Source organism: Streptomyces tibetensis (assembly GCF_040647715.1).
GTDB classification, from domain to species: Bacteria; Actinomycetota; Actinomycetes; order Streptomycetales; family Streptomycetaceae; genus Streptomyces; species Streptomyces tibetensis_A.
In genome coordinates, this window is record NZ_JBEZCR010000007.1 from 81,317 (window position 1) to 98,702 (window position 17,386).

A 17,386-nucleotide genomic window follows, 5' to 3' on the forward strand; every position below is an offset into this window, starting at 1 on the left:
AGCAAAGATCTTATTGCACCGAGTAGTCGGGGCGCCCTAGGGTCGACGTCATGGCACCCTTCCTCGCATACGAGGACAAAGGCCCCGATACGCATCGGCTGCCCCTCGTCCTCGTCCACGGCCACCCCTTCGACCGCACGATGTGGGCCCCGCAGCTCGACAGGTTCCCGGGTACCCGCCGCGTCATCGCCCCCGACCTGCGCGGCTACGGAGCCTCCCCGACCACCCCGGCCGTCCCGGACTTCTCCGGCTTCGCCCGGGACATCGAGGCGCTGCTGGACGAGCTGAAAGTGGAGTCGTTCGTGCTCGCGGGCCTGTCGATGGGCGGGCAGATCGTCATGGACTGCTACCGGCTGTTCCCCGAGCGGGTCCGCGGCCTGGTCCTCGCGGACACCTTCCCGTCGGCGGAGACCCCCGAGGGCGTGCGCACCCGCGACACCATGGCGGACCGCCTCCTCGCCGAGGGCATGCGCGGCTACGCCGACGAGGTCCTGGAGCGGATGGTCGCCCCGTACGCCTCCGCCGAGGTCAAGGCACACGTCCACGCCATGATGACGGCCACCGCCCCCGAGGGCGCCGCCGCCGCCCTGCGCGCCCGGGCCCGGCGCCCCGACTACACCGCCCTGCTGCCGCACGTCTCGGTCCCGGCCCTGGTCGTCGTGGGGGCCGACGACACCTTCACCCCGGTCTCCGACGCCCGGGCGATGCACGCGGCCCTCCCGGACTCCCGGCTGCACATCGTCGAGGGAGCGGCACACATGCCGAACCTGGAACGCCCGGAGGTGTTCGACCACGCGCTGGAGGAATTCCTGGCCCGGGTCGACGCCCGGCAACCTTCCCCCGCCCCGCCCCGTCTTTGAGGGAGGATTCGGGCATCCCACCCCGCGAACGGAAGGCCGGGCCTTGGACACCGCCGCTGCCGAGTGGACCGCCAGGGACGACGGGCGCGAGCACCGTCCGCCCGGGCGGCGGCTCGGCGCCTGGTGCGCCGGCCTGCTGTTCGCCGGGGTGAGCGTGGTCGCCGGTTTCCGGGCCGCCGACAGCGACGGCCCGACCCCCGTCCCGCAGCTCCTGGCCTTCCTCCCCTGGCTGCTCGTCCCCACCGGCGTCGGACTGCTGCTGACGCTGCTGTCCCGCCGGTGGCTCGGCACGCTCTGGGGCGTGGTCCTGCTCGGCCTGCTGGCCTGGTACATCGAGCCGTACGGCAAGGTCGGCGACCCCTCGGGCCGCCCGGTCGCCGACCTGCGCGTGCTGACCTCCAACGTCGAGTTCGGCCAGGGCACCGGCTCCCTCGTCGCCGCCGTCCGCCGGGAGGAACCGGACGTGGTCTTCGTGGAGGAGTGCGACTACGCGTGCGACGCGCTGCTGAAGCGGGACCTCGCCCAGGACTACCCGTACCGCCGGGCCGTGGAGGGCGGCGGCTCGGAGGGTTCCGTCATCCTCAGCCGCTTCCCGCTGCGGCCCACCGCGGGCGTGCCCGGCACGATGGGCATGCCCGGGGCGGTCGCCGACGTCGACGGGCACGCCGTACGACTCCAGCTCGCCCACCCCATGCCGCCGCTGCCCGGCCAGGTGGACCTCTGGCGCCGGGAGCTCGGCGCCCTGCGCGAGGCGGCCGGTGCCGACCCGGGCACCCCTCTCGTCCTGGCCGGTGACTTCAACGCCTCCCAGGACCACGCCGCCTTCCGCCGCATCCTGGACACCGGCCTGCGCGACGCCTCCCGCCTGGACGGCGCCGACCGCACGGCCACCTGGCCGGCCCGGACGGCACCGGCGTTCGGCGCGCAGATCGACCACGTCCTGGTGTCGGAGGACTTCGGCGCGAGCCGCACCCGCACCCTGGACCTGGCCGACACCGACCACCGGGGGGTCGTCACGGACCTCACGCTCCACGAGCACCGCTGACCGCAACGCGGGCGCACACGAATACGGCCGCCCCTCGTGGCAGGGCGGCCGTATTCGCATGGGGGTCCTAACGAGCCGACTTCGCCAGGGCCTTGTCCATCGCCGCCGCGAAGCCGTTGGCCCACAGCCGGTTGACGCGGGACCGCTCGGTCGAGTTCGGGATGGCGTTGGTGCAGGACGTGCCGGGGCCGCCACCGGACATCAGCTCACTGCACGGGCCCGAGTAGTGGTCGGGAAGACCGAGGACGTGACCCGTCTCGTGGGCGGTGACCCGGGTGGAGTCGTACTGCTGGTTCTGCCGGTAGTCCAGGAAGATGTAGCCGCTGCCGTGACCGTCGGTGGAGGCGTACGAGCCGCGGGAGTCGTTGCCCTCCCGGTAGCTGAAGTCGGCCGCCGAAGCGGAGCCCGACTGGAGCTTCACGTTCGACACCGAGCTGTTCCATATCTGGGTGCTGCGCGCTATCTGGGCGCTGAACGTCGGCGCGCGGGAGGCGTCGTAGACGACGGTGACGGCCGCGGTGGCACTCGGGTTCGCGGCGCGCTTCTCGGCGACGGACTTCAGGACCGCCTGGAAGAAGGCTCTGCTCGCGTCGGCGTCGGCTGCCGCCGAGGCGGACGACTGGGTGACGAACCCGGCGTGGGGCTCCGCGACCGGGGACGCCGCGGCGGGGGAAGCCGTTCCGAGTCCGGCCATCGTGAGGCCGAGACCGAGAACCGCCAGGGAAGACAGGGACTTTCGCATCGAGAACTCCTTGGGTGGGGTTGAGTCTCACCGGTGAGTCTCGATGCCTGTGCGGCGCCTGTGATGATGGCAACCAGGGATAGGACGGCACTATCGGCTGCCCAGTTCACCTGGTTTAGCGATGGATTATGCGGCTGGTTAACGCCGCGGTTCCGCTTTAGCCTCACAGAGCATGGAGCTCGAGGTGAGGCACCTCCGCGCGCTGTGCGCCATAGCCGACACCGGCAGTCTGCACCGTGCCGCCCGGCAGCTGGGCGTCGCCCAGCCGTCGTTGAGCACCCAACTGCGCCGGATCGAGCAGGAGCTGGGCGGACCGCTCTTCCTGCGCTCCCACACCGGCTGCCGCCCCACCCCGCTGGGCCGCCTGGTCCTCAGCCGGGCCCGGCCGCTGATGGCCGACCTGCACCTGCTGGTCACCGAGGCGAGGGCGGCGGCGTCCGGCGGCACCGAGCTGCGCATCGGCTCGACGGCGAGCAAGGCCCTCGCGGGCTGGCTGCGCCGACTGCGCGCCCACGGCCGAAACCCCAGCCTCCACATGAACGTCTCCCCCAACGCCCTGCTCCGCATGGTCGCCGACGGCCAGCTCGACGTCGCCTTCGTGCACGAGGTGGAGGGCTGCCCGCTGCGCATCCCCGCGGAGCTCCGGCTGCGCGTCCTGGTGGAACGCGAACCGCAGTGCGTGTCCCTGCCCGTCGACCATCCGGCAGCGGCCAAGCAGGAGGTCGAGCTGGCCGACCTGGCCGGCGACCGCTGGATGATCGACCCCACGGTCGACGGCGAATGGGACGCCGTCCAGCGGATGTTCCGCGACGCCCGCGTCAGCCCGCACGTCCTGCACGGCGACTACCACACGGCCGACGCCCTGGTCGCGACCGGCGAGGTCGTCACCGTCTGCCAGCCCACCCGCACCCCCCGCCCCGACATGGCGGTACGCCGCCTGAAGGGCGATCCGCTCGGCGTACGGCTGCTCGCCGCGGCCCGCACGGAGACCGACCTGGACGGCGTCTACCCCGCGCTGGAGGAGGCCTACGGGGAGGTGGCCCGGCAGGCACCGGCCTACCGGGAGTGGCTGGAGCGGGAACGGCCGGCATCCGGGGGCCAGGTCAGACCCCCGAGCCCGTGCCTTCCGTGAGGGCTGCCGCGTGACTCAGACGCCGATGTCACGCCCGTCGGCGCGCCAGACGGCCACGACCGCCGGCCGGACGTACCTGCCGGGACCGTCGGGCCAGGCGCTGGCCGGCTTCTCCACGGTCGCACCGTCGATCTCGCCCGGGTGCTGCACGGAGACCAGGACGCGCCGGTCCTGGATGATCGGCCCGCAGGTCTCGGCCCCCTTCGGCACGGTCAGGAACTGCTTGAGCTCGCCGCGCCGCTCGCCCCGGGTCGCCACGCCGAACAGGCCGTCGTGCGAGCCGAGCTGGGCACCGTCGGTGGAGATCCACAGGTTGCCGTGCGGGTCGAAGGCCACGTTGTCCGGGCAGGAGATCTGGCTGACGGCGTCCTTCGGGAACCCGGCGAAGTAGGTCGCCGGGTCGTCCGGGTCACCGGCGACGAGGAACAGCGACCAGGCGAACCGGGTGCTCTCGGGCCGGTTCCACCGCTCGGTGAGCTCCAGCACGTGCCCGTGCTTGTTGGCGTGGCGCGGGTTGGCCTCGTCCGCCCTGGCGTTGGAGCCGACACCCCGGTTGGTGTTGTTGGTCAGGGCGACGTACACCTTGCCGGTCACCGGGTTGGGCTCGATGTCCTCGGGCCGGTCCATCTTGGTGGCGCCCACCTTGTCTCCGGCGAGCCGCGTGAAGACGAACACCTCCTCGGCGCTCATCCCCGCCACGTGCGAGACGGCGCCCTGCGCGGTGGCCGTGGCCAGCGGAATCCACTCACCGCTCCCGTCGAACTCACCGTCGTCCGGCAGCTTGCCGGTGCCGTCGATCTCGATCGCCGGGGAGTCACCGGTGAGCTTGGCGACGTACAGCGTGCCCTCGTCGAGCAGGGAGAGGTTGTGCTCGCGGACCGCCCGGGAGGAGCCGCGGCGCATCCGCTTGCTGCCGACGAACTTGTAGAAGTAGTCGAACCGCTCGTCGTCACCGGAGTACACGACGGGACGGCCGTCCTGTGTGAGCCGCACGGTCGCGGCCTCGTGCTTGAACCGCCCGAGAGCGGTGTGCTTGCGGGGCGTGGACTCGGGATCGTACGGATCGAACTCCACCACGTATCCGAACCGGTGCACCTCGTTCGGCTCCCGGGCGACGTCGAACCGCTGGTCGAACCTCTCCCACTTCCGCTCGCTGGCCCCGGTGCCGATGCCGTACCGCTTGTCGGTCGCCCGGCCGCTGTTGGCGAAGTACTGGTTGAAGTTCTCCTCGCCGTGCAGGGTCGTGCCCCACGGGGTGACACCGCCGGAGCAGTTGTTGAGGGTGCCGAACACCTTGGTGCCGGTCCGGTCGGCGGAGGTCTTCACGAGCTCGGACCCGGCGACGGGCCCGGTGAGCCGGAAGGCGGTGGTGGCGGTGACACGCCGGTTCAGCCGGTGCCGGGGGACGGGGGTGAGCCGGCCCGTCCTGCGGTCCTCCTCCACGACGACGGCGGACAGCCCGTGCGCGGCCCAGGCGACCTCGACCTGCTCCCGGGTCGGGTTGGTGGCGTCGTACCCGCGGAACATCAGGATCTCGTCGGTGTACTCGTGGTTGGCGACCAGCAACTGCCGGCCGCGCTCGCCGGGCAGCGGCAGCAGGGCGAGGAAGTCGCAGTTGTACCCGAACTGCCCGGCCTGGGCCTCGGCGGTCTGCTTCTCCGGGTCGAAGGCGGGCGCGCCGCGCAGGATGGGCTCGCCCCAGCGGATGACGACGTTCTGCCCGTATCCCTCCGGCACGGTGACCGTGTCGGCGGTGTTGGGCGCGACGGGCGCGAAGCGCAGCCCGCGCGCGCCCTTGGCCTTGCGCCGGGCGGCGTCGGACGCGGCAGCGACAGCCGCAGCCGGGGAGCCGGCGGCCGGGGCGGCGGTGGCCTGCGGAGCCCGTGCGACACCGGCGGCACCCGCTCCCGCGGCGGCCACGGTCACCACGGCCGCGGCACGCATCATCGACCGGCGGCCGATCGCACCGGCGATCACGTCACCGACGTACGCGTTGGAGCTGGTGTTGGGCACCTCGTGGAAGCAGGCGTCACCACATCGGAAACGACAGGTCATGGCGGACCGGCCGCCGGGGTGCGAACCGGACGGAGTTCCGATCAACGGCAGCAGCTTGCGCACTTTACTCTCCCCTGGGATGCCCTTGGTGTCAGCGTGACCGTAGGGGCACATACGTGCGGTAGCCGGGCGCCCTGGTGAACAACGAATGAACCCCCGGCTGCCGTACGGGGGTTGCGGCGATTCAGCCCGGCGACACCTGCACCGGCCGGATGCGCTCTTGACAGAGTGGACCTGGCACAACAGACCCTGCCCAAGATCACGCAGGAGGGCCGCTAACCTTACGTGTCCGTCCTGGCCAGGGATTGACGGGCTTCAACTCACGCGAAGGGTTGCGCGCACATGGGCATTCTCACTCGGTTGCGGAACGCGTTCGGACGATCCCGCAAGTCACAAACCGCCGAGGCGGAGGATGCGGCGCGTACGGCGGCCGCCGGGGAGACCGGCGGAACCGAGGGCCTGACCAGCGAGGACACCGGCCGCGACGCCACCCTCGCACCGGCACCCCCCGCCCCGGACCCCAAGGTCCCGTCCCCCTCCAAGGAACCGAAGCCCACGCCTTCGGCGAGCGTCCCCGAGCCCCGCGCGTCGGACTCCGGGGAACACGACCTCGTCTCGGCGGCCTTCGACAACGTGACGGTCCCGAGGCCGACACGCTCGACGGAGGACGAGCAGGGCACGACGCCGGACCGCGCGAGTGCGGAGGAATCGCCGGCAGCCGGGGAATCGGCGGGTGCCGGGGAATCGGCGGCTGCCGGGGAATCGGCGGCTGCCGGGGAATCGGCGGGTGCAGGGGAATCGGCGGGTGCAGGTAAGGCTCCTGCTGATGAGCCGGCGGCTGCCGCAGAGCCGACTGCTGTCGAGGAGCCGGAGACGGCGGAGCCGGCCGTGGCGGAGAAGGCCGCAGCCGCGGAGGATGCTCCCGCGGAGACGCCGGTCACCGAGAAGCCGACGGCGCCGGAGAAGCCTGAGGACAGCCCCGCGGACGAGGCACAGTCCGAGTCCGCGGCAAAGAAGGTCGCGAAGAAGACGGCCGAACCCGAGGCACCGGCGCAGGCGGAGGCGAAGGCCGAGCCCAAGGCCACGCGGAAGGCCGCGCCGAAGGCCAAGGCCGACACCGGGACGAAGTCCGAGAAGACCCCCGAGGCCGAGTCCGACGCGGTGACCACCGACAAGGCGTCCGCCGAGACGAAGCCGAAGACCAAGCCGAAGACCACGGCCAAGGCCACGGCGAAGACGAAGGGCGCGCCCGCGGCCAAGACCGCTGAGGCCGATCAGACCGCCCAGGCCGATCAGGGAACGAAGTCCGATCACGGGACGAAGTCCGAGAAGGCCCCCGAACCCGCGGCCGCCGACGGCGACACCGCCCCGCAGGGGCCACCCGCACCCGACGACGAAAGCCGCACGGGTGGTGCGGGTGGGAAGAAGAACACGGCCGAAGGCGAAGCCGAGGCCGAACCCGCCCTCACCCTGGCCACCCTCAAGAAGCACGCCCCCGGCCTCACCACCGCCTACAAGGCCGCCAGCACCACCCTCGAAAAGAACAACCTCACCGGCACCCGCGCCAAGGTCTACCTCGTCCTCGACCGCTCCGCCTCCATGCGCCCGTACTACAAGGACGGCTCCGCCCAGGCCCTCGCCGAGCAGACCCTCGCCCTCGCGGCCCACCTCGACCCCGAGGCCACCGTCCCGGTCGTCTTCTTCTCCACCGAACTCGACGGCACCGGCGAGATCACCCTCACCGAGCACGAGAACAAGATCGACGACCTGCACGCGAGCTTCGGCCGCATGGGCCGCACCAGCTACCACGCGGCGGTGGAAGCGGTCCTCGCCCACCACGACAAGTCGGCGGACCCCACCACCCCCGCCCTGGTGATCTTCCAGACCGACGGCGCCCCGGACGCGAAGACCCCCGCCAACCAGGCCCTCACCGACGCCGCGAAGACCCACCCCGCCGTGTTCTTCTCCTTCGTCGCCTTCGGAGACCCGGAGAACAAGGCCTTCGACTACCTGCGCAAGCTCAAGACCCCCAACACCTCCCACTTCCTCGCCGGCGAAACCCCCCGCGAGCTCACGGACAAGGAGCTGTACGAGGGCGTACTGGCGAACTGGCGCCCGTAGCCGTCCACCGCTCACGACGCCGCCCGCTTCCCACCCCGTAAAACGGGAGGCGGGCGGCGTACCCGTGTCAGCTACGATTTCAAGGTTCGTAGACGACCGAGACCACGAGATCGTCACCCCGCGTAGCGACTTGGGAGCAGCCCGCGATGGCTCGACACCTCATCACCAGCGCCCTTCCGTACATCAACGGGATCAAGCACCTGGGCAACATGGTGGGGTCCATGCTCCCTGCGGACGTCTACTCCCGTTACCTGCGCCAGCGGGGCCACGAGGTCCTCTACATCTGCGCGACGGACGAGCACGGCACCCCCGCGGAGCTGGCCGCAAAGGAGCAGGGCGTGCCGGTGGACGCGTTCTGCACCGAGGCGCACCACCAGCAGAAGGCGATCTACGACGGCTTCGGTCTGGCCTTCGACTACTTCGGCCGGAGCTCCTCCCCGCAGAACCACGAGATCACGCAGGAGATCGCCCGCGAGCTGAAGGCGAACGGCTTCATCGAGGAGCGTTCGATCCGCCAGGTGTACTCGAACGCCGACGGCCGCTTCCTGCCCGACCGGTACATCATCGGCACCTGCCCGCACTGCGGCTACGACAAGGCCCGCGGCGACCAGTGCGAGAACTGCACGCGCGTCCTGGACCCGACGGACCTGATCGACGCCCGCTCGGCGATCAGCGGCAGCAGCGACCTGGAGGTCCGCGAGACCAAGCACCTGTTCCTCCTGCAGTCGGTGCTGGCCGGCGAGGTCGAGGCCTGGGTCGACGAGCGGGCGGACAACTGGCCCGTCCTCGCCTCCTCCATCGCCCGCAAGTGGCTCACGGAGGGCCTGCACGACCGGGCGATCACCCGCGACCTGGACTGGGGTGTCCCGGTCCCGGCCGACACGTGGCCGGACCTCGCCGCGGAGGGCAAGGTCTTCTACGTCTGGTTCGACGCCCCGATCGAGTACATCGGTGCGACGAAGGAGTGGGCGGACCAGGACCCGGAGAACCGCGACTGGCGCTCCTGGTGGTGGGAGTCCGATGCGGACGTCCACTACACGCAGTTCATGGGCAAGGACAACGTCCCCTTCCACAGCGTGATGTTCCCGGCGACCCTGCTGGGCACCCGCGCCCCGTGGAAGAAGGTCGACGTCATCAAGGCCTTCAACTGGCTGAACTACTACGGCGGCAAGTTCTCCACGTCCCAGCGCCGGGGCGTCTTCACGCACGACGCCCTCGACATCCTGCCGGCCGACTACTGGCGCTACTTCATGATGGCGAACGCCCCGGAGTCGGACGACTCGTCCTTCACCTGGGAGCACTTCACCGCCACGGTGAACAAGGATCTGGCCGACACGCTCGGCAACTTCGTCAACCGCGTCCTGTCCTTCTCGAAGAAGCGCTTCGGCGAAGAGGTCCCGGCGGGCGCCGAGCCCGGCGAGGCGGAGGCGAAGCTGGGCGAGGAGATCGCCCGTCTGCTCGCGGAGTACGAGGCCCAGATGGAGGCCATCCAGTTCCGCAAGGCGGCGGCCGCGCTGCGCGCCCTGTGGTCGGCGGGCAACTCCTACCTGGAGGAGAAGGCCCCCTGGCTGGAGATCAAGACGAACCCGGAGGGCGCCGCGCTGACCCTGCGTACGGCGATGAACCTCATCCACCTGTACGCGGTGGTGTCCGAGCCGTTCATCCCGACGTCGGCGAAGAAGATGCGTGAGGCGTTCTCCCTGGAGAACGACACGGCGACCTGGGTCACGGCGGACGAGGCCCGCTCCCTCACCACCGTCCCGGCCGGCACCCCCTTCGCCATCCCGCCGGTGCTGTTCGCCAAGCTCACGGACGAGGACCTGGAGTCGTACAAGGAGCGCTTCGGCGGCGAGTCGGCGTAACTCGCGCCCCGCACCCGCCCCTAGGGGAAAGTCCTCCTGGGGGCGGACGCGTTTCCCCCGTCGGCTCGTCCCCAGGCTCATCGCCCTACGAAGGTCTCCGTTCGTAGGATTGAGCAAGGCATCCGGCCGACACAACGGTCCGGTCAACCAAACGGGGGACACCATGGCACTGTTCGGCAACGCCCACACCGTGAACCCGCAGTCGGCCCAGCAGGACTACGCCCGCCTCCTCGGCCACGGCGAGCAGGTCCACGCCGCGTTCCTGCTGATCCGCGACACCATCCTCTTCACGGACCGCCGCCTGATCCTGATCGACAAGCAGGGCATCACCGGCAAGAAGGTCGAGTACCACTCGGTCCCGTACCGCAGCATCACCCATTTCTCGGTGGAGACGGCCGGCACGTTCGACCTGGACGCCGAGCTGAAGATCTGGATCTCCGGCACCCCGACGCCCATCGAGAAGACCTTCACCAAGGGCGTCGACATCTACGAGGTCCAGGCGATCCTGACCCAGTTCGTGGCGAGGTAGCCCGGGAACGTTCCTCCCGCGCTCGAATGAGTGAACGCCCTCCATTCGCCGGAATCACGGCGTCCCACCCACTTCCATAGCCCACATGGTCACATCAGCCCATGAAGGCATGCACCGGATCTTCCAGGAGCGGCCTGAGATCCTCTCCCCGGTCTTCGGGGTGCTGGGCATCGCGTTCCCCGAGAAGGCGGCCGTCTACGCGATCGGCACCGACGTGACGGAAGCCAGACCCCTGGCGCGCCACATCGACACCGTGCTGCGCATCGGCCCGTCCGACGGGGAGGACTTCCTCCTCGCGGTCGAGGCGCAGGAGAGAAGGGACACCAAGAAGGAATCGAGCTGGCCCTACTACGTCTCCTACCTCCAGGCGAAGTACGGCCTGCCGGTTCTCCTGCTCGTCGTCTGCCGCGACCGGGCGACGACCAAGTGGGCGACCGGCCCCTTCTCCTGTGGCACGCGTGGCTGGATCGCCCAGATGACGTACCCCTTGGTCGTCGGGCCGGACAACCTCCCGGTGATCACCGACCCGAGGACGGCGGCGGAAAAGCCCGCGATGGCCGTGTTCTCCGCTCTGGCTCACGCCAACAGCCCCCACATCGACGCCATACTGGACGCACTGGGCCGTGCCCTCGCAGGGATGGACTGGAACGCCGCCAGCTACTTCTTTCAGTTTCTCGACTCGGCGTTGGGGGACACCCCCGCCGGAGACAAATGGAGGGACATCGTGACGTTCGTCAACTACTTCCCCGGCCGGGGCACGGTGATGGAGAAGGCCTACCTCGAGGGCAAGGCCAAGGGCGAGGCCAAGGGCGAAGCCCGGGGTGAAGCCAAGGCCATCCTCCGCTTCCTCGAAGCACGGGGCGTCTCCGTCCCCCAGGAAGCCCGGGACCGCATCGCCGACTGCACCGACCTCGACCTCCTCAACCGCTGGCTGGACCGGACGCCCCACGTGGAGAGCGTCGACGAGCTCTTCGCCGCGGACGCGGGGCCCGCCGCGGACCGGGTCGAGACCTGAACACGGGGCGACCATGATCGACGATCCGGACACCGCACCGGAACTGCACGAATTGCTCCGGTTCACCCTGACGTCCATGAGCTTGGGGATTCCGCCGGAGCGAGTAGCCGGAGACCTCCGTTCCGGGCTTGAGGCACTGAGACAACAAGGCTCCATCTCGCTCCAGGACATGGCCCGCATCCGGGCCAGGGTGGACAAGCGGCCCGATGACGAACACGAGGACGAGGAATGGGTCAGGGGGTACACCGCCGGATACACGGCGGCGTGGGCCGCAGCAGTCCTGCGGCTCCTGGAGATGCGTGACATCGACGTACCCAAGGAGGTCTTCCGCCCCCTCCACCTGTGTCCGGACCCGGCCACTCTCACTCGCTGTTTGGACCGCGCCCTCACGGTGGACAGACCGGAGGAAGTGTTCACCCCAGAGCCCGAACACACTCAGCCGAACGCCCCCTGAGCGGCACAAGAGGCGATCCTGACCCAAGTCGTGAAGCGTTAACGGCGTCCCACGACGTAGGGCACGAAGTCGGCCCAGGCGCCGGGCGCGATCGAGAGACGGGGGCCGTCGAGGACCTTGGAGTCGCGGACGTGCACGGTGCCGGGGGTGACGGCCAGCTCCACGCAGGAGTTGCCGTCGTTGCCGCTGCTGTAGCTGCTCTTGAACCACGCCAGCTCGGAAGTGTCCCGGGCAGTGGACTTGCGGATCATGTCTCTCCCAGCAGTTGCTCGATGAAGGCCAGCGACTCCCGTGGTGAGAGCGCCTGAGCCCGGATGGTGCCATACCGCAGTTCAAGGATGCGCAGGTGTTTGGGATCAGAGGTCGGCCGACCGTTGAACGCGCCATCGGAGCGGCCCACGGCCGAGCCATCCGTGAACTTCAGCAGCTCTCCGCATCGAAGTCACGGACACCCGCGCCGACGACCTGCCCCGCCACCGCCCACCCATCCCCGACGCCGAGTCCGGACGTGGCCTCCTCCTCGTCGAGGCTCTCGCCGACCGCTGGGGCGTGCGGCTCGGGCCGGTCCCCCGCAAGACGGTATGGGCAGAACTCGACCTACCATGCACCTGACCCGCGGAAACAACACATGCACCGGAACCCGACCGCGTGTGTTCCGGTGCCCTCGGCGGTCTTCCCCAAGGACCACGAGAGGGAAAGAAACCCCACCAAGCCCCACCCCTCCCACCCACGGCACGCACGCTCACTCCCGCGAGTAAACATCACCAACTGAGCTGGATTCCGGACCGGTTGCCTGCCCTACGCTCAGCGCAACACCACGCGGCACGGACACCACACAACCCCAGACATGCAACGGCCCTCGCCGGGACGGCAATCCCAGTGCGAGGGCCTGACCACCAAGGAAGAAGCACCTTCCCGATGGACACCCAAAACCCTAGCGCGCGCCCCCACGCCCAGTCCCGGAACAGCGGCAAAAACCACCCGCACCGGCGAACACGCTCACCCCGGCGGCGTCATCCACGACAACACCCGCCACACCACCCGCTTCACGGTGATCGGCAACCACCTCACGCAGCACCCCGACCTGTCGCTCCTGGCGATCGGACTGGCCTGCCACATCCAGTCGCTGCCCACCGGCGCCTGCATCGACATCAAGTCCCTGGCCGCCCGCTTCCCCGAGGGGCCGACCCGGATCGCCGCCGCCCTGCGCGAGCTGGAGACCCACGGCTACCTGAGCCGCACCCGCGAACGCACATCGACCGGCCGCATCGTCACCCGCACCGTCTCCTGCAATCAGCCCGGCGGCAGCCACGACCGCGCCACCAAGGAAGCGGCACCACCCCAGCCCCCGGCCCGCCGAACGGCAACGGCCCCGCAGCAGAGACCCCCACGCCCCCGCGTCCTCCCAGCCGTACCGAAGCCCGCGTACCTCTCCCCCACCCTCCTCCAGGCAGCCACCGATGTCCTGGCCGGACTGCGCCGCACGGACCCCCGTCTGCTCCTCTCCGCCACGGACACCGAACACCTCGCCCCCGGTGTCGTCGCCTGGCTGGAACGGGATCTGACCCCCACCGCCGTACGCCACGCCCTCACCAGCGACCTGCCGCCGGAGCCCCTGCGCCGTCCGGCCGCCCTCCTGGCCCACCGCCTCACGTCCCAGCTGCCACCACTGCCGGCGTACCGCCCGCCCGAGCAGCCACCCACCAACCGGCATCCCCTCCAGAACTGCCCCGGCTGCGACCGGGCCTTCCGCGCCCCGGCCCCGGGCCGCTGCCGCGACTGCCGATCCGATCTGCCCGAGGGCCGCCTAGCATGAACGTGACGATCCTTGCCCCTGGGCACAGACGACGAGGAGCGAGCGCCATGACCATCGCCCCGGAGAACGCGCGGCAGGGCGCCTCCCACCTGTACCGGGTCATGCGGGATTTCGTTCAGTCGGCGGACGACAACCTCCCCGGCAAGTTCGAGGTCACCAAGGAAGGGATCGTCCTCGACATGATGTCGCCCATGAAGCCGCACGAACTCACCGTGCTGCGCGTCCGGAAGCGCCTGGAAAAGGTGATGCCGGACGAGATCGTGGCCCACACGGGTGAGCCCGACGTGGAGGACGAGCCCGAAGGCATCATGCGTCGGCCTGATGTGATGGTGATCGCCGAGGCGGACATGGAGGGGGAGGGTTCCTTCGATCCCCGGTCGCTCGTCGCCGCCGTGGAGGTCATCTCCCGCTCCAACCCCGACAACGACTGGGTCACCAAGATGCGCGACTACCCCCTCATGGGCGTCCCCGTCTACGCGATCTTCGACCCCCGTACCGGCACCGGCACGGTCCTCACCGACATCCACGCCACCCCCGACGGCCCGCGCTATGCCACCCGCAAGGACTTCGTCTACGGGGAGGACGTCACCATCGCCGACTGGACGATCTCCACCGAAGGCCTGCCGCGTTACGGAGACGGCACCGGCGAGCAGCGCTGAGCCTCTGACGAGAGTTCTACGTCGTCAGCAACGCCGCAAGGCGGGTAGCGGTCCGCTCGCCCGCACGCTGCCTGATCAAGCCCTCCTTGGCGGCAGCACGGATCCTGACCTGCGAATCGGACGCCCGGCCCCCGGTCACCCGGGCGGTGACGACGACCGGGTTCAGGCCGCCCGCGCCACCGCCGACGACGACCCGGATCGCCCGTTGATCCTCACCGGCTTCCGGCGCGGGGCCGATCGTGCGCCCTGCCCGCCCGAGCACGGAGGCAACGTGCTCGACGGCGTCGTCGAACGGCAGGGCGACGACCAGGTCGATCTCCTGGACGTTCTTCCTCATCAGCTTGGCCACGAAGCGGGTCAAGCCGCCCCATGCCCCGGCAGCGGCAGCCAGAGCGGCGAGCTCATCGGCCAGGATCCGGTCCTCGTGGTCGTCCACACGCCCCCCGTTCTCGTTCGGCCGACCACGATTACCACGAGCCGTCGCGACTACCGCACAGCAGCCTCCTCCGAAACCCCCGCACGCCCACGGGTGCCCACCTGCTCGCCCCGGTTCGTGTGCCGTACGAACGCCACCCCCAGCACTGCCAGGACCGACGCCGCCGACAGCGTGTACAGGCCCCCGTTCGTGCTCCCCGTCGTGTCCTTCAGGTAGCCGAACAAGGTCGGCGACACGAAACCGCCCAGGTTTCCTATGGAGTTGACCAGGGCCAGACCCGGTGCCGCGATCTTCAGGTCGAGGCCCGACTGGGCCATCGGCCAGAAGAGGGTGGCCGCGCACTTGCCGCCCACCGCCGCCAGGGTGAGCGCGGCGAGGCCGAACCAGGGGGAGCCGAGTGTGGCGAGGAACGTGCCGATGGCGGACAGGACCAAGGCGATCGCCAGGTAGGGGCGGCGGTCGGGCGCCCGGTCGGTGAAGTGGCTCGTCGTGTACATCGCGATCACCGCGCAGATCCAGGGGATCGCCGACAGCAGCCCGACCTGGAAGGGCGACAGCCCGCCGATCTCCTCCACCAGACTCGGCAGCCAGAACGTGATCGCGTAACCGGTGAGTGCCATCGCGAAGAAGACGGAGGTCAGCACGGCCACCTGCGGGTGGAGGATCAGCTTCCGGCGCGACACCGACGGGGCACGGTCACGCACTTCCCTGTCGCGCGCCACCGCCTCGCTCAGCGCGTCCTTCTCCTCCTGCGTCAGCCACTTCGCGTCCTGGATCCGGGAGACGAGGAAGAACCCCGCGATGAAGCCGACCAGGATGGAGAAGGCGCCTTCCAGGGCGAACATCCAACGCCAGCCCGCGATGCCGCCCGCGCCGTGCAGTTCCAGCAGCGCGCCGGTGATCGGGCCGGTCACGATGTACGCCGTCGCCGAGCCGCCCAGGAAGATCGCGCTGGCCCGGCCCCGGCTGGAGTCCGGCAGCCACTGGGTGAAGTAGAGCAGCACACCGGGGAAGAAGCCGGCCTCCGCGACACCGAGCAGGAACCGCAGCCCGTAGAACATCCACACGTTGTGGATGAAGCACATCGCCACGATCACCAGACCCCAGGTGATCATGATGCGGGTCAGCCAGATCCGGGCGCCGAACCGCTCCAGCCACATGTTGCTCGGCACTTCGAACAGCGCGTAGCCGATGAAGAACAGGCCCGCGCCGAGTCCGTAGGCCGTGGCGCTGACGCCCACGTCGGCCCGCAGTTCGTCCTGGACGAAGCCCACGTTCGTCCGGTCCATCTGGTTGACCAGCAGCATCAGGACCAGGATCGGCAGCATGCGGCGCAGGAACCTGCCCACCGCCCGTTGCTCGGCCTCGGGTATCGCCGTCGCGGCGTCTGACATCGTTGTCTCCCCTTGCTCGTACACGTACATGAACAGCAATCACGTACGCGGTTCGAAGGGACCTTAGGGAGGCTCGCGTTCCGGGTCAACGGGTGGGACAGAAGTCCATGTCTGTGAATGTGGAACGGACGGTCGGGACCTGCCCGCACACGTCCGCCCCACAAGTCCGCGTCAGCTCGCGGTCGCCGAAGCCGAAGCCGGAGCCGACGCGCCCGGCTGGGCCGAGCCCCCCGTGCCGTCCTGCGTCGCCTCGGGGTCGACGCCCATCGTGAGCGTGGCGTCGACGCCCTTGGCGATGGCGCCCTTCTTGTACTTCAGCTTCAGCAGCCCGCCCTCGGTGCCGTTGCCCGGGTAGATGGTGTCCTCGTCGAGGGTCGTGCGGGTCGTGGTGTTGGTGGAGTACGGCGCGACCTCGGCCGTGGCCAGCACGGACGCCTCGTCGAAGAAGAGCTGGCCGGTGTGGCAGGTCGTGCCACCCTCGTAACCCGCTTCGGTCCAGGTGCCGTTCACGTGCACCTTGGTGTGGATGTGGACGCAGCGGCCCTGGTACCAGCCGGGGAAGACCGTGCGGAAGACGACCTCGCCCTTCTTGTCCGTCCGCCACGTGCCCCGCAGGTAGCGCTCGTCGTCGGTGGGCTCCTCGTGGCCCCCGCCGCCCCCGCCGCCACCTCCCGGGGGCGCACCCGTGGGGCTCCCGGTCGGGGTGCCGCTCGGGGTGCCGCTCGGGGTACCGGAGGGCGGTGTACCGCCGCCTCCACCACCGCCCCCGCTGCCCATCGCCTCGTAGCCGGAGTACACGCCCAGCGCGTTGCAGTGCCAGATGTCGACGGCCGCGTTCGCCAGGGGCTTGCAGGTGTCGGCGTCGATGACCTTCAGGCGCAGGGTGAGCGGGATGCCCTCCTGCTCCTCGGTGATGTCCCGGCGGAGCTTGTCCGCGTCGATGTAGTAGGGGCCCTCGGTCGTCTCCGAGGTCAGCTTGTAGCAGGCCTCGCCGGAGGTCCCGGACGCCTTGCCCTTGGCTGCCGCCGTCTCCTCGCCGGCGAACGCGCCCGCCGCGAACGAACCACCGGCACCCGCCGCCAGCACCGCACCGGCTCCCGCGATGATGACCTTTCGGCGCGTCAGGTCCTTCTTGTGTTTCGGCCCTTGGGCCTTCTCCTGTCCCGTCATGGGACAGGAAGCTAGGGAGCACGGCTGTCAGGAGCCTGGGCAGGAGCTGGGTGAGAGCCCTGGACGCGAAAGTGGCTCGGAACCGGCGCCGGTACC

The 17,386-nt window shown here is 70.0% G+C and carries 15 protein-coding genes and 3 pseudogenes; 11 read left to right on the forward strand and 7 right to left on the reverse strand.

What is annotated here, in order from left to right; translation table 11 throughout:
* Positions 1-50 precede the first annotated feature (50 nt).
* Both AB0B29_RS19780 and AB0B29_RS19785 read left to right on the forward strand, forming a co-directional pair.
* Positions 51-860 (forward strand): alpha/beta fold hydrolase, encoded by an 810-nt coding sequence (locus AB0B29_RS19780; RefSeq protein WP_362241250.1) that lies wholly within the window; start codon positions 51-53, stop codon positions 858-860.
* A gap of 43 nt (positions 861-903) precedes the next feature.
* Positions 904-1,905 carry an endonuclease/exonuclease/phosphatase family protein gene (locus AB0B29_RS19785; protein WP_362241253.1) on the forward strand — a complete coding sequence of 334 codons (1,002 nt, stop codon included), beginning with the start codon at positions 904-906 and terminating at the stop codon, positions 1,903-1,905.
* Positions 1,906-1,972: 67 nt separating this feature from the next.
* Here AB0B29_RS19785 and snpA read toward each other — a convergent pair whose 3' ends face one another.
* A complete protein-coding gene (gene snpA / locus AB0B29_RS19790; RefSeq protein ID WP_362241255.1) occupies positions 1,973-2,647 on the reverse strand; it encodes a snapalysin in 675 nt (224 codons plus the stop codon).
* Between the two features lie 172 nt (positions 2,648-2,819).
* On the opposite strand from snpA, the gene AB0B29_RS19795 reads away from it, so the two are divergent.
* Positions 2,820-3,779: a LysR family transcriptional regulator gene (locus AB0B29_RS19795; protein ID WP_362241258.1), complete on the forward strand. Its 960-nt coding sequence runs from the start codon at positions 2,820-2,822 to the stop codon at positions 3,777-3,779.
* 15 nt (positions 3,780-3,794) lie between these two features.
* Here AB0B29_RS19795 and AB0B29_RS19800 read toward each other — a convergent pair whose 3' ends face one another.
* Positions 3,795-5,897 carry a PhoX family protein gene (locus AB0B29_RS19800; protein ID WP_362241261.1) on the reverse strand — a complete coding sequence of 701 codons (2,103 nt, stop codon included), beginning with the start codon at positions 5,895-5,897 and terminating at the stop codon, positions 3,795-3,797.
* Positions 5,898-6,176: 279 nt separating this feature from the next.
* Between AB0B29_RS19800 and AB0B29_RS19805 the strand changes: the two genes are divergently transcribed.
* The 5 genes from AB0B29_RS19805 (at position 6,177) to AB0B29_RS19825 (ending at position 11,815) form a co-directional block, all read left to right on the forward strand.
* Positions 6,177-7,955, forward strand: a complete 1,779-nt coding sequence (locus AB0B29_RS19805; RefSeq protein WP_362241264.1) for a VWA domain-containing protein — start codon at positions 6,177-6,179, stop codon at positions 7,953-7,955.
* A 146-nt stretch (positions 7,956-8,101) separates the two neighbouring features.
* A complete protein-coding gene (metG, locus tag AB0B29_RS19810) occupies positions 8,102-9,817 on the forward strand; it encodes a methionine--tRNA ligase (RefSeq protein WP_362241267.1) in 1,716 nt (571 codons plus the stop codon).
* 163 nt (positions 9,818-9,980) lie between these two features.
* Positions 9,981-10,346, forward strand: a complete 366-nt coding sequence (locus tag AB0B29_RS19815; protein ID WP_104779215.1) for a PH domain-containing protein — start codon at positions 9,981-9,983, stop codon at positions 10,344-10,346.
* 85 nt (positions 10,347-10,431) lie between these two features.
* Entirely contained in the window at positions 10,432-11,361 is a 930-nt protein-coding gene (locus AB0B29_RS19820) for a hypothetical protein (RefSeq protein WP_362241270.1), read from the forward strand.
* Between the two features lie 13 nt (positions 11,362-11,374).
* A complete protein-coding gene (locus tag AB0B29_RS19825; RefSeq protein WP_362241273.1) occupies positions 11,375-11,815 on the forward strand; it encodes a hypothetical protein in 441 nt (146 codons plus the stop codon).
* Between the two features lie 38 nt (positions 11,816-11,853).
* On the opposite strand, the gene AB0B29_RS19830 is transcribed toward AB0B29_RS19825, so the two are convergent.
* Positions 11,854-12,066 carry a DUF397 domain-containing protein gene (locus tag AB0B29_RS19830; RefSeq protein ID WP_362241275.1) on the reverse strand — a complete coding sequence of 71 codons (213 nt, stop codon included), beginning with the start codon at positions 12,064-12,066 and terminating at the stop codon, positions 11,854-11,856.
* Positions 12,063-12,245: pseudogene (locus tag AB0B29_RS19835) on the reverse strand (Scr1 family TA system antitoxin-like transcriptional regulator); the annotation flags it as partial. The pseudogene AB0B29_RS19835 and the gene AB0B29_RS19830, both read right to left, overlap by 4 nt.
* Between AB0B29_RS19835 and AB0B29_RS19840 the strand changes: the two are divergent.
* From AB0B29_RS19840 to AB0B29_RS19850, 3 genes and pseudogenes are all read left to right on the forward strand, one after another.
* A pseudogene (locus AB0B29_RS19840) lies at positions 12,245-12,427 on the forward strand (ATP-binding protein); the annotation flags it as partial. The pseudogenes AB0B29_RS19835 and AB0B29_RS19840 overlap by 1 nt on opposite strands.
* Positions 12,428-12,733: 306 nt before the next feature.
* Positions 12,734-13,631, forward strand: a pseudogene (locus tag AB0B29_RS19845) (helix-turn-helix domain-containing protein).
* A 47-nt stretch (positions 13,632-13,678) separates the two neighbouring features.
* Positions 13,679-14,290 (forward strand): Uma2 family endonuclease, encoded by a 612-nt coding sequence (locus AB0B29_RS19850; RefSeq protein WP_362241277.1) that lies wholly within the window; start codon positions 13,679-13,681, stop codon positions 14,288-14,290.
* A gap of 16 nt (positions 14,291-14,306) precedes the next feature.
* Here the strand turns inward: AB0B29_RS19850 and AB0B29_RS19855 are convergent, their stop codons facing one another.
* The 3 genes from AB0B29_RS19855 to AB0B29_RS19865 form a co-directional block, all read right to left on the reverse strand.
* Complete coding sequence (locus AB0B29_RS19855) at positions 14,307-14,726, reverse strand: hypothetical protein (RefSeq protein ID WP_362241280.1); 420 nt, start codon at positions 14,724-14,726, stop codon at positions 14,307-14,309.
* A gap of 50 nt (positions 14,727-14,776) precedes the next feature.
* On the reverse strand, positions 14,777-16,120 hold the full coding sequence (locus AB0B29_RS19860) for an MFS transporter (protein ID WP_362241282.1): 1,344 nt from the start codon (positions 16,118-16,120) through the stop codon (positions 14,777-14,779).
* A 171-nt stretch (positions 16,121-16,291) separates the two neighbouring features.
* Entirely contained in the window at positions 16,292-17,290 is a 999-nt protein-coding gene (locus AB0B29_RS19865) for an intradiol ring-cleavage dioxygenase (protein ID WP_362241284.1), read from the reverse strand.
* Positions 17,291-17,386 lie beyond the last annotated feature (96 nt).

Bases quoted from the DNA above. Each gene is read 5' to 3' on its own strand.
- AB0B29_RS19780 (WP_362241250.1), top strand. From the start codon at position 51: ATGGCACCCTTCCTCGCATACGAGGACAAAGGCCCCGATACGCATCGG.
- snpA (WP_362241255.1), bottom strand. From the start codon at position 2,647: ATGCGAAAGTCCCTGTCTTCCCTGGCGGTTCTCGGTCTCGGCCTCACG.
- AB0B29_RS19795 (WP_362241258.1), top strand. From the start codon at position 2,820: ATGGAGCTCGAGGTGAGGCACCTCCGCGCGCTGTGCGCCATAGCCGAC.
- AB0B29_RS19805 (WP_362241264.1), top strand. From the start codon at position 6,177: ATGGGCATTCTCACTCGGTTGCGGAACGCGTTCGGACGATCCCGCAAG.
- metG (WP_362241267.1), top strand. From the start codon at position 8,102: ATGGCTCGACACCTCATCACCAGCGCCCTTCCGTACATCAACGGGATC.
- AB0B29_RS19815 (WP_104779215.1), top strand. From the start codon at position 9,981: ATGGCACTGTTCGGCAACGCCCACACCGTGAACCCGCAGTCGGCCCAG.
- AB0B29_RS19820 (WP_362241270.1), top strand. From the start codon at position 10,432: ATGGTCACATCAGCCCATGAAGGCATGCACCGGATCTTCCAGGAGCGG.
- AB0B29_RS19825 (WP_362241273.1), top strand. From the start codon at position 11,375: ATGATCGACGATCCGGACACCGCACCGGAACTGCACGAATTGCTCCGG.
- AB0B29_RS19830 (WP_362241275.1), bottom strand. From the start codon at position 12,066: ATGATCCGCAAGTCCACTGCCCGGGACACTTCCGAGCTGGCGTGGTTC.
- AB0B29_RS19850 (WP_362241277.1), top strand. From the start codon at position 13,679: ATGACCATCGCCCCGGAGAACGCGCGGCAGGGCGCCTCCCACCTGTAC.
- AB0B29_RS19860 (WP_362241282.1), bottom strand. From the start codon at position 16,120: ATGTCAGACGCCGCGACGGCGATACCCGAGGCCGAGCAACGGGCGGTG.
- AB0B29_RS19865 (WP_362241284.1), bottom strand. From the start codon at position 17,290: ATGACGGGACAGGAGAAGGCCCAAGGGCCGAAACACAAGAAGGACCTG.